The sequence below is a fragment of the Clostridia bacterium genome (genome assembly GCA_017394805.1).
GTDB lineage: Bacteria > Bacillota > Clostridia > Christensenellales > CAG-1252 > RUG14300.
Window position 1 is genome coordinate 16,265 of the sequence record JAFPXC010000007.1, and the last position, 16,387, is coordinate 32,651.

Annotated in this window: 9 protein-coding genes; 4 read left to right on the forward strand and 5 right to left on the reverse strand. The window is 56.4% G+C overall.

All coding sequences use genetic code 11. The annotated features are described in order from the left end of the window. The 5 genes from II896_01380 to glgB are packed head-to-tail and all read right to left on the reverse strand — an operon-like array spanning position 1 to position 8,154. Positions 1-2,430 (reverse strand): glycogen/starch/alpha-glucan phosphorylase, encoded by a 2,430-nt coding sequence (locus tag II896_01380; protein ID MBQ4443296.1) that lies wholly within the window; start codon positions 2,428-2,430, stop codon positions 1-3. Between the two features lie 22 nt (positions 2,431-2,452). After that, positions 2,453-3,925, reverse strand: coding sequence for a glycogen synthase GlgA (glgA, locus tag II896_01385; protein ID MBQ4443297.1), 1,473 nt, complete (start codon positions 3,923-3,925; stop codon positions 2,453-2,455). 16 nt (positions 3,926-3,941) lie between these two features. Further along, positions 3,942-5,054: a glucose-1-phosphate adenylyltransferase subunit GlgD gene (gene glgD, locus II896_01390; GenBank protein MBQ4443298.1), complete on the reverse strand. Its 1,113-nt coding sequence runs from the start codon at positions 5,052-5,054 to the stop codon at positions 3,942-3,944. Between the two features lie 10 nt (positions 5,055-5,064). After that, complete coding sequence (locus tag II896_01395) at positions 5,065-6,264, reverse strand: glucose-1-phosphate adenylyltransferase (protein ID MBQ4443299.1); 1,200 nt, start codon at positions 6,262-6,264, stop codon at positions 5,065-5,067. A 12-nt stretch (positions 6,265-6,276) separates the two neighbouring features. After that, entirely contained in the window at positions 6,277-8,154 is a 1,878-nt protein-coding gene (glgB, locus tag II896_01400) for a 1,4-alpha-glucan branching protein GlgB (GenBank protein ID MBQ4443300.1), read from the reverse strand. A gap of 228 nt (positions 8,155-8,382) precedes the next feature. Here glgB and II896_01405 point away from each other — a divergent pair, with 228 nt between their 5' ends. The 4 genes from II896_01405 (at position 8,383) to rpsJ (ending at position 16,363) form a co-directional block, all read left to right on the forward strand. Next, entirely contained in the window at positions 8,383-9,657 is a 1,275-nt protein-coding gene (locus II896_01405; protein MBQ4443301.1) for a VanW family protein, read from the forward strand. A gap of 367 nt (positions 9,658-10,024) precedes the next feature. Continuing rightward, the gene (locus tag II896_01410; protein ID MBQ4443302.1) at positions 10,025-13,087 is read left to right on the forward strand and encodes an ABC transporter ATP-binding protein/permease; all 3,063 of its coding nucleotides are present in this window, start codon (positions 10,025-10,027) and stop codon (positions 13,085-13,087) included. A gap of 731 nt (positions 13,088-13,818) precedes the next feature. After that, entirely contained in the window at positions 13,819-15,597 is a 1,779-nt protein-coding gene (locus II896_01415; protein ID MBQ4443303.1) for a sodium:solute symporter, read from the forward strand. Positions 15,598-16,054: 457 nt separating this feature from the next. After that, positions 16,055-16,363 (forward strand): 30S ribosomal protein S10, encoded by a 309-nt coding sequence (rpsJ, locus tag II896_01420; protein MBQ4443304.1) that lies wholly within the window; start codon positions 16,055-16,057, stop codon positions 16,361-16,363. Positions 16,364-16,387: the final 24 nt, after the last annotated feature.

Sequence of the window (16,387 nt, forward strand, 5' to 3'; positions counted from 1 at the left end):
TTATTCGACGGGTTTGATATTCCAGATGCGATTGGCGTATTCCTTGACGGCGCGATCCGCGGCGAAGAAGCCGCTCTTGGCCACGTTGACCAAGCTCATGCGGTTCCAGCGTTCGCGGTCACGGTAGGCGTTGTTGATCTCCTCTTGCACGTTGACGTAACTGCGGAAGTCCGCCACGCAAAGGAAGGGATCGGGCTTGCCACCTCTGCCGATGGTCAAGAGGTCCGCCAATTCGGCGAAAGACACGCCGCCCACGCCCGCACGCATATAGTCTATGACGTGCTTGAGGTCCATATCGTTGTTGTAGTAGTTCGAAGGCGAGTAGCGGTTGGAACCCATCAACTCGGCGGCTTGCGCGGCCCTAAGACCGAAGATGAAGATATTTTCCGCACCCACGTTCTCGTAGATCTCCACGTTGGCGCCGTCCATCGTGCCGCAGGTCACCGCGCCGTTGATCATGAACTTCATATTGCCCGTACCGCTGGCCTCTTTGCCCGCCACCGAGATTTGCTCGCTGACTTCGCTGGCCGGCATAATGATTTCGGCCAAAGACACGCAATAGTTCTCGAGGAAGACCACCTTGAGTTTGCCCTTGATGGACGCGTCGTTGTTGATCTCCTTGCTCATCATATAGATGAGGCGGATGATCTGTTTGGCGACGTAATAACTGCTGGCGGCCTTGGCACCGAAGATGAAGGTGCGCGGCCTTATGTCGAGGTCGGGATTCTCTTTGAGTTTGAGGTACAGGTCCAATATGTGCAACACGTTGAGGAGCTGCCGTTTGTACTCGTGCAAACGCTTGACCTGCACGTCGAAGATGCTGTTCTCGTCCAACGTAATGTCGTAGTTGTCCTTGACGTACTTGGCCAAACGCGCTTTGTTTTTGAGCTTGATTTGCTCCAAACGGTCAAGCACCTGACGGTCGCCTTGGTAGTGCATCAAGGGGGACAGGTCGGCCGTGCGCACGAAGTCGTCGCCGATGAGGTCGGTGCACAACCGACTGAGGTCGGGATTGGCCTCGCACAGCCAGCGGCGGTGCGTGATGCCGTTGGTGACGTTGGTGTACTTCTCGGGGTGCATCTTGTACCCGTCCTTGAAGACGTCCGTGATGAGGATCTCGGAGTGCAAAGCCGACACGCCGTTGACGGTATGCGACGCGCACAGGCACAGGTTGGCCATGCGAATCTCGCCGTACGCCATGATGGCGTTGCGCGTCACCTTATCCCAATCGTTGGGGAAGGCGCGCCACAACTCGTCGCAGTAGCGGCGGTTGATTTCGCAAATGATTTGGTAGATACGCGGAATTTGTTGCTCCACCAAGTGCTGCGGCCATTTTTCCAACGCTTCGGCCATGACCGTGTGGTTGGTGTAGGACACCGTTTGACACACGATATTCCAGGCTTTTTGCCAATCGTAGCCCTGTTCGTCCACCATGATGCGCATCAACTCGGGAATGCACAAAGTGGGGTGCGTATCGTTGACGTGAATGGCCACTTGGTCGGCCAAATTGTCGAGATTGGGGTTGTACTTCAAGTGGTTGCGCACGATATTCTGCACGCTCGCGGACACGAAGAAGTATTGCTGTTTGAGCCTTAACGCCTTGCCTTCGATATGGTCGTCGGCGGGGTAGAGCACCTTGCTGATGCTCTCGGCGAGGGCCTTATTTTCGCTGGCCTTGAGGTATTCGCCGCGGCTGAAGAGCGCCATGTCGAACTCCACGGGCGTAGAGGCCGCCCACAGGCGAATGCGGTTGACCGCCTTGGTGTGGTATCCCGAAATATACATATCGTAGGCTTTGGCCAAAATGGTGGTATAGTTGCGATGGTTGATTTTGAGCCCTTGGTCCGTCCATTCCTCTTCCACCGTGCCGCCGAAGCGCACTTCGAAGGTCTCTTCGGGACGAGGCGCCAGCCAATTCTCGCCGCCCTCGTCCAACCAGGTGTCGGGCATTTCCATCTGCCAACCGTCCACGATGCGTTGGCGGAAGATGCCGTAGTCGTACCGAATGGAGAAGCCGTTGGCGGCGTAGCCCTCGCTGGTCAAAGCGTCCATATACGCGGCGGCCAAACGGCCCAAACCGCCGTTGCCCAAGCCGGCGTCCGGCTCCAACTGCTCGAGGTCTTCCAAATCCCAGCCGTAGTCCTTCAACACCTTGGCCACCACGTCGGTGAGCCCCAAATTGTAGAGGTGATTTTTGAGCGAACGGCCGAGCAGGAATTCCATACTCATATAGAAGACCTGTTTTTGCTGTTTGGCGCGGATCTCGTGCTTGAAATCCATACGCTTTTGCGATAATATATCCCGTACGACGAAGCATACGGCGTCGAACATTTGTTTTTTGGAAGCGTCGGCGGCGGAGATGCCTTGGTAACGGCTGACCTGTCGCTCGATCAATTCCTTCATTTCTTTTGCATTGATATTTTCCGTCATGTAATCCTCCTGCCACGGTCGACTACTTGAGTAGACCGTCATATAAATCCGCGTATTTCACCGCCGATACCGCCCAACTGAAATCGGTGGACATATCGTTCTTGATGATTTGCCGCCAATTCTCTTTGTCGTTGTAGTACATATCCACCGCACGCCAAATAGCGCCCAACATCTCGTGGCCGGTATAGGCGTAGAACGTGAAGCCCAAGCCCTCTTTCGTCTCGGGGTTGTAGGGCTTGACGCTGTCCTTGAGGCCGCCCGTCTCGCGCACCACGGGCACGGCGCCGTAGCGCATGGCGATCATCTGCGACAAGCCGCAGGGCTCGAACTTGCTGGGCATCAGGAAGATATCCGACGAAGCGTACAGCTTGCTGGCCAAATCTTTGCTGAAATTGATGATGACGCGCAGTTTGGCGCCGTAGCGACGCTCCAACTCCTTGAAGCCGTTCTCGAAACGCCATTCGCCCGTGCCCAAAATGACCAACTGAATGTCGGCGGCCAACAATTCCTCGGCCACTTCCAACACCAAATCGAAGCCTTTTTGGGTGGTGAGGCGGCTTACCATGCTGATGATAGGTCTGTCCTCGCGGAAGTTGAGGTCGAGCAATTCGCACAAAGCCTTCTTGTTTTCCAAGCGTTTTTCGATGGAATTCACGTCGAAGGGCACGGCCACGGACTGATCGGCGGCGGGGTTGTACAACTCGGGATCGATGCCGTTGATGATGCCCGTGATCTTGTATTGACGGGCCTTGAGAATGCTGTCCAAATCGTAGGCGTAGAAGGGATCCTGCAACTCACGCGCATAGGTGGGGCTGACCGTGGTCACGGCGTTGGCGCATTCGATACCGCCCTTGAGGTAGTTCATCGCGCCCGCGTATTCCACCAGCGAAATGGCCTCGTTGGGCAACGCGCAGATCTCGTGCGCCAAGGAAATGTCGTACTTGCCCTGGAACTCGATATTGTGAATGGTGAAGACGGTTTTGACCTCTTTCAATTTGTCCACGCTGCGGTAGAACACGTCCAAGAAGACGGGGATGAGCGCGGTGTGCCAGTCGTTGCAATGAATGACCTGCGGATCGAAGTCGATGATATTGAGCGCTTCCAACACGGCCTTGCAGAAGAAGGCGAAACGCTCTGCGTCGTCGTATTGTCCGTACATCGTATTGCGGCGGAAATAGTACTCGTTGTCGATGAAGTAATAGGTGACGCCGTTCGCCGAACTCTGGAACACGCCGCAGTATTGCTTGCGCCAGCCCAAATAGACGTAGGTGTTGCCTACGAAACGCATCGTGTCCGTATATGTGGACGGAATGCCCGAATAATAGGGCATAATGACGCGGCAGTCGATGCCTTCTTTGCTCAACGCTTGGGGCAATGCGCCCGCTACGTCGCCCAAACCGCCGCTTCTCAAAAAGGGCATTGCTTCGCCCGTGGCGAACAGCACGCGCTTAATGGTGCGCCCTTTCGTTGTTGCTACTTTCTTTTTTGCAGCCATATATACCTCCTTAGACCTACACGGTCTTGCCTTTGGCCACCACGACGGGATAGGTTTCGTAGCCCGAGATGGTGCGCTCGTTGCGAATGGTCACGTCCTTGTCCGTGATGGTGTAACAAACTTCGGCGTTCTCCATAATGACGCCGTTTTCCATAATGATACTGTTTTTGATGACCGCGCCTTTCTCCACCTTGACGCCACGGAACAGGACGGAGTTTTCCACCGTGCCGTCTATGACGCAGCCGTCGGCGACAAGACTATTCTTGACGCAGGCGTTGTCCTTGTAAACGGTGGGGATGCTGTCTTTGACTTTGGTGTAGATGACGCCCTCGCCGTAGAACAGCTTGTTGCGTTTTTCCGAATCGAGCAAAGCGAGGTTTTCGACGTAGAAGCTCTTGATGTCGTCCACCACGGCCACGTAGCCGTCCACTTTGTACTCGTACAATTTGAGCTCGCTCACCTGCTTGGTCAGCACGTCCTTTTCCCAATCGAAGCAACCGCGCGCATATTGTTTCTCTACGATTTGCATCAAGAGGTCCTTCTTGACGAGATACATATTGAGGCCCACGTCGTAGGTGACTTCTTCGGGTTTCTCGGTGATATAGATATCGTTGATGCGGCCGTCCTCGCCCGCGGATACGATCATACGGCGGGAAGAGGTGGGGCAAGCCTCGTGCGTCAGCACGGTCACGTCCGCCCCCGTGCGGATATGCGCCTCGTACACCTTGTTGTAGTCGATATTGAGGGCCACGTTGCTATTGGTCAAAAGGACGTATTCCTCGGGGTTGTGGGACAAAAAGCCCTGTATGGAATAGAGCGCTTCGATCTTGCCCTTGTACATCTCGCGCGAAGCGTTGAGGACGAAGGGCGGGAAGATGGAGATGCCGCTGTTTTTGCGGTTGAGGTCCCAATCTCTGCCCATACGGATATGGTCCATCAACGAGGAGTAGTTGCTACGGGTGACGATACCGATCTGGGTAATGCCCGAGTTGACCATGTTGGACAAGGTAAAGTCGATAAGACGATATCTGCCGCAGAAAGGCAAGCTGGCCGTGGTGCGGTGGATCGTCAATTCGTTGAGTTTCGTTTCGTAATCACTTGCAAAAATAACGCCCATTACGTTGTTCATGGTACACCTCCTATTCTATCATCTCGGCGGGCAACACTTTGCCGCCGTCCGCTACCGTGGCCGAGGGGCCGACCAACGCGATTTGCCACTCGCCTTTGACGGGTGCGGATTGAATGGCGCCCACCACGGCACCCGCGCCGATGGAGGCGTTTTCGCCTATGATGCTGTAATACACTTCGGCACCGTTGGCGATCTTGGCGCCGGGCAGTACGACCGAGCCGATGACTCTCGCGCCCATGCCCACGTGTGCGCCGTGCGAAATAATGCTGTCCTTGACCTCGCCGTACACGGTGGCGCCTTCGCTGACGATGGCGTGCTTGACGATGGCCGAGGGGGCGATGAATTGGGGAGGCTCCGCGGCGTTGCGCGCGTAAATCTTGTCCCCGCCGTCGCCGCCTATGTTGATGCCGCTGTTGTCGTCCAAAAGGTCCATATTGGCCTCCCACAGCGAGCTCACGGTGCCCACGTCTTTCCAATACCCCGCGAATTCGTAGGACCACAATATCTTGCCGTCCTTGAGGAGATTGGGGATAATGTTTTTGCCGAAGTCGTTTTCGCTGTCGGGATTGGCCTCGTCGTCAATGAGGTACTTGCGCAGGACGGCCCAATTAAAGATATAGATGCCCATGCTGGCTTTGGTACTCTTGGGCTTTTTGGGCTTCTCCTCGAATTCGTATATGCTGCCGTCCGCGTTGGTGTTCATGATGCCGAAGCGGCTCGCCTGCTCCAAGGGCACGTCGTACACGGCGATGGTGCAGTCGGCGTTGTGCTTTTTGTGGCAATCGAGCATCTTGGCGTAATCCATCCTGTAGATGTGGTCGCCCGACAAGATGAGCACGTACTCGGGGTTGAAGCGGTCGATGAACATAATGTTTTGGTAGATGGCGTTGGCGGTACCTTTGTACCACTCGCCCGCGCTGCCTTTCATATAAGGGGGCAACACGTACACACCGCCCGACAGACGGTCGAGATCCCAGGGTTGGCCGTTGCCGATGTACTGATTGAGTTCAAAGGGTTGGTATTGTGTCAGCACGCCCACGGTGTCGATGCCCGAATTGATGCAGTTGCTCAAGGGGAAGTCGATGATGCGGTATTTGCCGCCGAAGGGTACCGCCGGTTTGGCGACCGAGCGGGTCAGCACGCCGAGACGCGTACCTTGGCCGCCCGCCAACAACATGGCGACGCATTCTTTGTTCTTTCTTTGATTCATTGTTTGCTCTCCTTATCTGGTTTTTTTCAAGAATATTGCACTGTTGGGCGTGACGCCCAACGTAATGTGATAGGGTAGACCGTTCACGCCGCCGTCCTCGGCGTCGAAGTGCCACACCACCTCGTTGTCGCCCACGCCGAAGCGTTTGTCGTAGCTGTTGAGGACGACCTCGTAGTGGCCCTTTTCGGGTACGCCCAACATATAGTCGGGACGATAGACGGGGGAGAAGTTGAGGACGACGATGATAAAGTCGCCGTTCTTGGCGATACGACGCCAGGCGAGGATGTTCCAGTCGTTATCGTTGGCGGCGTGCCATTGGAACCCCTCGTACCCGCAGTCCTGCTCCCACAAAGCGGGCTCTTTGAGATAGAGGTCGTTCAACGCGGCGGTATAGGCCTGCATACCGTTGTGGGTGGGGTATTGCATAAGGAACCAATCCAGCCCTTTGCGGAAATCCCACTCGATATATTGACCGAACTCCGCGCCCATAAAGATGAGTTTTTTGCCGGGGTGGGCCATTTGGTAGGACATATAGGTCATCAGCCCGCCGAACTTATCCCGTTCGTAACCGGGTTGCTTGTCGAGAAGGCTGCGCTTGCCGTGCACGACTTCGTCGTGGGACAACGCGAGGATATAGTGCTCCGAGAAGGCGTACACCATACCGAAGGTCATATTGTTGTGCTCGTACTTGCGGTAGACGGGATCTTTCTCGACGTAGCGCAGGGTATCGTTCATCCAGCCCATGTTCCACTTGAAGTCGAAGCCCAAGCCGTCCTCGAAGGTGGGGGCGGTGACTTTGGGGAACGCGGTGGACTCCTCCGCGATCATCAACGCGCCCTTGAAGCGGTAGTGCACCGAGGCGTTGATGGTCTGCAAAAGGGACTTGGCTTCGAGATTGATATTGCCGCCGTAGCAGTTGGGCTGCCAGTCGCCGTCGTTGCGGCCGAAACTCAGGTAGAGCATACTGCTCACCGCGTCCATGCGGATGCCGTCGATGTGATAGAGGTCGAACCAGAACACGGCCGAAGACACCAAGAAAGAGCGCACTTCGTTGCGGCCGTAGTCGTAGATATAGGTGCCCCAGTCGGGGTGTTCGCCCTTCTTGCCCTCGTACTCGTAGAGGCAGGTGCCGTCGAACTTGCCCAAGCCGAAACTGTCCTTGGGGAAGTGGGCGGGTACCCAATCCACGATGACGCCGATGCCCGCTTTGTGCAGTTCGTCCACGAGGTACATCAGGTCTTTGGGCGCGCCGTAACGCGAGGTGGCGGCGAACATACCCGTGCATTGGTAGCCCCAACTGTCGTTGAGGGGGTATTCGCCGAGGGGCATAAACTCCACGTGCGTGTAGTGCATACCTTTGAGGTAGGGGATGAGTTCTTCCGCGACTTTGCGGTAGCTGTAGTAGTTGCCGTCGGGGTAGCGGCGCCAAGAGCCGATGTGCATCTCGTAGATGTTCATGGGGCTGTTGAAGACGTCTATCTCACCGCGCCGTTTCATCCAATCGGCGTCCGACCATTGATAGCCCGAGAGGTCGACCAGCTTGCCCGCGTTGGAGGGCGAAGTCTCGGTGTGCAGGGCGTAGGGGTCGGTCTTCTCGATGATGCGGCCGTCCGCCGTTTCGATGCTGTAGCGATACAACTGCCATTCTCTGGCGTTCTCGACGTAGGCTTCCCACACGCCGACCGAAATCTTTTGCATACGGTCGGCGCCTCTGTCCCAATAGTTCCAGTCGCCGATGACCGATACGCTCTTGGCGGCGGGGGCCCACACGCGGAACCACCAGCCCGACTTGCCTTCTTCGGCGGCGGGGTGAGGACACATCAAACGATAGGCTTCGTAGTTGGTGCCTTGGTGGAACAAATAGAGGGGAAAATCTATTTCTTTTTGCATGACATATCTCCTTTTATGCCGATATACAACCATTTTAACACACACGCCCGAATATTTCAATATGAAATATAAAAATAATTAAAATTATATCGCCCCCGCGCAACCCCGCGCGCCCTCGTCCGCGACGAAAAATATAGCGCACCCCCATCGGCGTATCTCGCATCGCTTGCGGTATCTCGCGGTCGGCTTTGCCGAATATCCCGCGATGTTTCGCGCCATACTATCGCTATGAGATTGCGGTTCGTTGGGCTATGGGCGGCGCTATGTATATTCGGATTCGTATGGGGGCTTTCGTATGGCTACGCGCCCCTCGTTTCGTCCGCGGTTGATAGGGCGGCAGGCGAGGCCGAGACGCCCTCGACCATCCGTGCGGACGGCGCTTGCGGCAAGGGCGAAACCCTGCCCGTCGTGTTGGTCGTAGAGGGGCGCGAATACCGCGAAAACGCGTGCATTCCCGCACATTTCCGTCTGTTGGCGGCCCGCTACGGCGGGTATGACGCCTATTTTTCGCGTATGCTTTCGGCGGGTGCTACGGTGCGGCAGATCCTCAACGCGGCGGCCTATCCGCTGGGTGACGGACTTGCGGCGTTTTTGTTGGCGTGGGAGACGCCGCCCGCGTCGGCGCGGGTGACTTTGACGCCCGCGGGCCCGCAGGTGGAGCCGCACCGCGACGGGTACGTATTCGCGCCCGCCGAGGTGTTGTCGGCGGTGGCGGCCTGTCTTGACGGGCGGCGAAGCGAGCCCTTGCGGTTGCACTATGCCAAAGCCGCCGTCACGACCGCCGAAATGCGGCGGCGCACCTCGCTTCTCGCCACCTTTTCCACGCCGTACGCGTACGTGCCGAACCGCGTGCACAACCTATGGTTGGCGGCGGGGGCGATCAACGCTTATACGCTGTATCCAAACGCCGAATTCAGCTTCAACGCGGTGGTCGGCGACCGCACCGAAGCGCGCGGCTATCGCTCGGCCAAGATCATCGCGGACGGCGCTTTCGTCGAGGGCGTGGGCGGGGGCGTGTGCCAAGTGAGCACCACCCTTTACAACGCGGCCATGCTGGCGGGACTTACGCAGGTGGAAGTGCATCGTCATTCGCTCGCCGTATCCTACGTCGCGCCCTCTCGGGACGCCATGGTCAGCACGTGGAGCGATATGCGTTTCGCCAATCCCTACGACTATCCCGTCTATCTCTATTCGGGCGTTGCGAAAGGGCGGGTGACCGTGCGCGTGTACGGGCCCGAAACGGGGCGAAAGATCCGCCTCGAATCCACCTGCAAAGTGGTGGACGCGCACCGAGATCTGGACGAAGCGGGCAACCCGCTGTCTTCGACCGAAGGCTATCGGCAGACGGTGGCGGGCGTTGACGGCGTGGAGGGTACGCTCGTGCGGTTTTGGGGCGACGAGGCGCAATTTTTACGCCGCAATACCTACCCCAAAAAGGACGCCGTTTGGCAAAAAATACCCGACGAAGAGGGGCAAGACCGGGGCGAACGACCTTCGGCGTGAGGGCGTGGCCGCGCGCGGTCGTACATTGCTTTTTTATGTTTATGCATAAAATGCGGGCAAGTTGCCCGAAATTTTGAATATTTATACGAGATAATTCGCCGCAATCCACAAAAAAAGGACAAAGGCTTGACAAAAACGAACTTCTGTGATATATTGTATATGCACGCGCATATATTTGGCGTGAGGGTGGCTCTGCGCCATCGAGGGAAAACGCGGCGAACGCGGGAATGTCTGGGGGACGTGCTCGCACCGAGACCGACGCGACGTCGGACTTTGTCGAAAATCGCCGAATGCAGTCGCGTTTTATCGCGTGACCGCGCATATTTATATGGGAGTATCGGATTGCCATTCGGCAACTTGAATTGTTATGTTAAAACTTGTAGGAATTACCAAAGAGTATCCTTTGGGCAACGAGGAAAAAGCCGTCGCCCTCAAAGGGATAGATTTAGAGTTTAGAAGAAAAGAATTCGTGTCCGTTTTGGGACACTCCGGCTGCGGCAAAACCACCTTGCTCAATATCATCGGCGGGTTGGATCGCTACACCACCGGCGATTTGTTTATCAACGGCGTCAGCACCAAGCGTTACAAAGACAAGGATTGGGATACCTATCGCAATCACAGCGTGGGGTTCGTATTCCAGACCTACAATCTTATCATGCACCTCACCGTCATCGAAAACGTGGAGTTGGCGCTGACTTTGGTGGGCGTCGACCGCAAAGAGCGCCACGAGCGCGCGCGGCAGGCCTTGGAGGCCGTCGGGCTGAAAGGTGAGGAGAACAAGCGCCCCAACCAACTGTCGGGCGGTCAAATGCAACGCGTCGCCATCGCCCGCGCCATCATCAACAACCCCGAGATATTGCTGGCGGACGAGCCGACGGGCGCGTTGGATTCGGATACGAGCGTGCAGATCATGGATATCCTGGCCGAGCTCAGCAAGGACAGGCTTATCATTATGGTCACGCACAACCCCGAGTTGGCCGAGCAGTACAGCACGCGTATCGTGCGCTTGACCGACGGCAAAGTGGTGGGCGATACCAATCCCTTCACCGAGGCGGACGCCGAGGCCGAGGCCAAAGAGACGGACGAGGAAGAAGCGGCCGAGTCCGGGGCGCAACCCGACGCGACCGACGCCGCCGCCGAGGGCAAAAAGGAGAGCAAAGTCGGCTTTATGTCCCGCCGCCGCCGCAAAAAGGAGCGCGACCACACGAGCATGAGCTACAAGAGCGCCTTGCTCCTTTCGGGCAAGAACTTGCTCACCAAGCGGGCGCGTACCACCCTGACGGCCATCGCCGGCAGCATCGGCATCATCGGCATCGCCATCGTGCTGGCGCTGTCGTCGGGCTTCTCGAGTTACGTCAACGCCACGGCCGAGAACTCTTTGTCGCAATATCCGCTCACCATCCAAGGCTCGAGTATGAGCATGAGTTCCTTGGTCAGCATCTTCATGGGCGCCACCCTATCGGGTGGCGAGGGCTACGAGGCCTACCCCGATACGAGCGAAGTGTCCTTCAATCCCATCATGGGCACCATTTTGGGCCATATCGAGGATATCATCGGCAAGAACGATATCAAAGGGCTGAAGGCGTATTTGGACGACAACTTCAACAAGGATTGGGGTACGGTCAAATACGACTACGATATCACGATGCACATATACACCGACTTCGATTCGCAAGGGGCGCTCAACTACTACAAGATCAACCCCTATGCGGCGCGCGTGCAGGACCAGCTCAAAGCGGTCATAGATGTGGGCGAGGGTACGGCGGCCTCTACCGTGTTGGGCGGTCTGTCCAAAGAGGACCTCGTCGGTATGTTTAACAGTTACAGCAGTATGTTCAATGTGTGGGACGAGTTGTCCACCGACCAAAAACTCCTCGAATCGCAGTACGAACTTATCGGCGGCAGTTGGCCTTCGTCGCCCACCGACGTGGTGTTGGTGGTGGACAAATACAACCACATCGACGACTTCGTCGCGTTTGCATTGGGTCTTTCCAACCCCAACGACGCGGGCGCGGTCATCGCGGCGGGATTGGATACCGAACACCCCGAAAACAACCCCTTGTATAATTGGGCGTACACGTCCGAGCAGTTGATGGAGAAGTTGCACTATCAACTGATGCTCGAGAGCTCCTATTACAGTTTCAACGAGGATACCGCCACGTGGGAGTTCGTGCCCTATCTCCGCTTGGAGAACGATATGACCGACGCGGTCAAAGACCTTATCGAACCCACGCAGAACGGCGTCAAAAACGAGGATTGCCGCGCCGTCACCCTCAACGTGTCGGGCGTTATTCGTATGCGCGAGGGGGTTTCCGCCGGCTCCATCAACGGCAATATCGCCTACACCAAAGACCTCGTCAACTATATGATGCAGACCGCTTTGTCGAGCGATCTGCTCAAAGCGCAACGCGCGATGGCCGTCACCTACAAAGGTCGCGGCGGCGACAACAGCAAGGCAGACAAGATAGAATACTATATGTCCGGCATCAACGCGGCCTCTCCCATCACGGGGCGTACCCTGTTGGGTACGGCGGAGTACTACTACGCGGATGCGGAGGGCGGCGTCGAGACCTATCACGACACCCCGCGCTACACCTACGCCGAGGGCGTGACGGCGGCGGATATCACTTTCTTGGAGAAGAGCGGCACGGGCATCACCTTCGAGTCCAAGTGGGGACAGTACGGCGTCGGCAGTGAGAAGCGTACCGGCTACGATACGTTCGCCAATAGCAAGATGGTCTATCACAAATTGGTCACCACGGGCGACGACGACGATTACTACGGTATGTCCGAGGCGGACGTCGTGGGCGAACTCAAAAACGCCGAGTATTGCGAGTGGTTGCACAAGTTGGGCTACGCCATCGAGGAAGAGCCGTATTCGGTCAGCATCTTCGCTTCGAGTTTCGAGAACAAGGACAAGATCCTCAAACTGTTGGACGACTATTCCGAGACCGAGGGCGGCAGCGAGCTGCACTACAACGACACCGTGGGCACCTTGATGAGCGGCATCACCCTCATCATTCAGGCCATCACCTACGTGCTGATCGCGTTCTCCAGCATCTCCCTCATCGTGTCCTCTATCATGATCGCCATCATCACCTACACGTCCGTGATGGAACGCACCAAGGAGATAGGCATTTTGCGCTCCATCGGCGCGCGCAAGAAGGATATCACCCGCGTCTTCAACTCCGAGACCTTCATCATCGGCTTGATGAGCGGCCTGCTGGCGTCCTTCGTCACTTGGGTATTGTCCATTCCCGTCAACGCTATTTTGTACGGCTATACCAAGATAGCCCACCTCGCGGTGGTGGCTTGGTGGCACCCCGTGCTGTTGGTCGGTCTATCCGTTTTGTTGACGGCGATCGCAGGGTTTATTCCGTCGAGGATTGCGGCCCACAAAGACCCGGTTCTCGCGCTGAGGAGCGAATAATCGGGCGATTGAGGGCGCTGTCCGCGTCCTCGCTCATACCGTGTACGCACAGTACACTGGGCGCTCGTCTCGGTCGTTTGTATACCCCCTCATTCATCGCAATTCCTTCTCTTCGTAAGAGCAAGGACGAGAAGAGGGGGTTTTTGTTTGCAACAAAACACGGCAATTCTATTTGGGAAACATATATATTTTAGAATATCCGTTGGCTGTTCCGATTATTGCGCTTCTCAGTGCGAGAACGGAGAGAGAAACACCCCCTCATTCATCGCAATTCCTTCGCTTTGTGGGAGCAAGGACGAGAAGAGGGGGCTTTCGTTTATATGGGCAAAACCGTGAAAAATATTCGCTTTGGGCCGTCGTGGCGGTTGACTTGATTTTTTCGGGTGTGCTATAGTGGATATATAAAGCGTTTGAGCGGAAACAAGTAGGCTCGGTATTGCCTTGGAGAGAAGCGTCGGTCGGTGCGAGACGCGAAGGGTGCCGAGGACCGAATACATTCCGCGAGCTGCGTACGGAAAGGCAACGAGTATGCTACGACGGGACGCCGCCCGTGACAGCGGCAAGAGCAATCTTTCGGGGTGGCTCGACGAGGCCCGCGCAGTGATGTGCGGACGAAAAGAGGTGGTACCACGGCGACTGTCGTCCTCTTTCGCAAAACGCAATGGTTTTGGCGAAGGAGGGCTTTTTATTTACCTTCGCCGAGGCGGCCTTTCGAGGCAAAGGAGAGAAGTATGGAAGCATTATTAGCGGCAGCGCGTTCTACGGGCGGCATCGTCCTCATGGCGGTGATGATCGTCCTGTTTTTCGGCGTGATGGTCTACGTGGGCATTTATTGCCGCCGCAAGGCCAAGGACGTCAACGGGTTCGTGTTGGGCGGCCGAAGCGTAGGCCCGTGGCTCACGGCCTTTACCTATGGTACGTCCTATTTCAGCGCGGTCATTTTCATCGGTTACGCGGGGCAGTTCGGCTATTTGTTCGGCGTGGCCAGCACCTGGATAGGCATAGGCAACGCCATCATCGGTTCTCTGTTGGCGTGGGTTATACTGGGTAGGCGCACGCGCGTTATGACGCAGTATTTGGACACCAAGACCATGCCCGAGTTTTTCGGCAAACGCTTCGACTCCAACGCGCTCAAAATCGTGTCGGCCGTCATCGTGTTCGTCTTCCTCATTCCCTACACCGCGTCCTTGTTCAACGGCTTGTCCCGTTTGTTCACGGTGGCGTTCGGGTTCTCCAACGAAAATCTCGCCTATATCATCATCGTCCTCATTATGGCGGTGCTGACGGGCGTCTACGTGTTGGTGGGCGGCTATATGGCCACGGCCATCAACGACTTCATACAGGGCATCATTATGCTCGTAGGCATCGTGGCGGTCATCGCCGTCGCCCTCAACGCCAACGGCGGCCTTACGGGCAGTATGGAAGCGCTGGTCGGAGCGGCCGACGCGGACGGTCTGGCCGGGTGGAAGTACACGTCCTTCTTCGGCGCAATGCCCGTATTTTTGTTCTTCGTCATCATTCTCACGTCCTTGGGCACTTGGGGCCTGCCGCAGATGGTCAACAAGTTCTACGCCATCAAGAGCGAGAACGACATTCGCAAAGGCACCATCATTTCCACCGTGTTCGCCATCATCGTGGCGGGCGGTTGCTACTTCCTCGGCGGCTTCGGCCACCTCTTCGTACCGACGGCCGAGTTCACGGCGTACGACGCCATCGTGCCCACCATTTTGGACAAGACCATTCGGTCGGACTTCCTCATGGGCATCGTGGTCATTTTGGTCTTGTCGGCCAGCATGTCCACCTTGTCGAGCCTGGTGCTCACCTCGTCTTCTACGTTGACGCTGGACCTCATCAAGGGGCATATCGTCAAAAAGGAGCGCATGACCGAGCAGCGGCAGATGATCATTATGCGCGTGCTGCTGGCGTGCTTCATCGCCGTGTCGGCGGCCATCGCCATCGTGCAGAAACTCTACAACGTGTCTACCATCGCCCAGTTGATGGGCGTCAGTTGGGGCGCGTTGGCGGGTGCGTTTCTCGCTCCCTTCCTGTACGGTTTGTACAGCAAAAAGATAACGAAGGCTTCGGTATGGGCTTCTTTCGCGGTGGGCGTCAGCATCAGCATTTTCTCCTTCGTGTGCAGTCTTACCAAGGCGACCTTTATGACGGCCACTTTGTCCTCGGGCGAAACGCTCAATTTCGCCAACGCCGTGGTGATGGGCGCCATCGCGATGATAGCGGGGCTTATCGTCGTGCCTTTGGTCAGTCTGTGCACCTACCGCTACGAGGTCAAGAAGGGTAAGTTGGACACGGCGCGTATGGACGCCGTCTTCTCCTGCTTCCAAGGTACGGTCACCGTGCGCCGCAAGGATTCTTTGGGCACGGTGGAAGTGGCCGACGAAACCATCGCCGACGTGGCCGGCGCAGAGACGCCCGTATTGGTCGAAGCGGACGAAACGACCGCTGCCGAGACCGCCGAAACGCCCGCCGCCGACACGCCCGACGAGGAGTAGGGCAGGGGGGTTGCCTCGGGCAACCGCGACGTATCCCCTTTCGGGGCGTGAGGCGGGTGCGATATGCCGTCCATGGCGGGGCGATTTGCGGCCGTCGCCGCGCTTGACGAGATAGGCGGCAGACGTGGCTCGAAACGGGGTGAAAGCACAAAAAGTAGTGTATTTGGAGTAATTTTGTAAAAAAGTGCAATTATTAAGAAAATTTAACGAAAATTATTTTGCCAAATATTTGACCTTTTACGCGCGGTATAGTACAATTTCCCGTGCTCGGGTGGAGTATGTCTCATTTATCTAACGGATGATGTATGAGGTTACCCGCACCTTAGGGATAGTTCATAACGGACCAGTCCGATTCGAATCGGGCGCTAACTCGGGGCAAACTTCGGTTTGCCCATAATAATGGGAGATATGAAACACACGAGCAGGAAAAAAGAGTTAGAAAACTTGGAGGTAAATTATGGCAGAAAAAACATTGAGAATCAAATTGAAAGCGTACGATCATGACTTGGTAGACGAAGTAGCGAAGAAGATCGTGGACGTCGTCACCGCCAACGGTGCGAAGATCAGCGGGCCCATTCCCCTTCCCACCGACAAAGAGGTCATCACCATCTTGCGCAGCCCGCACAAGTACAAAGACAGCCGCGAGCAATTTGAACTGAGAACGCACAAGCGTCTTATCGACATCTTCAACCCCAGCCAAAAGGTGGTCATGAGCCTGATGAGCATCGACATCCCCGCCGGCGTGGACATCAAGATCAAGATCTGATAGCGCGCGTATATAAATAGGAAT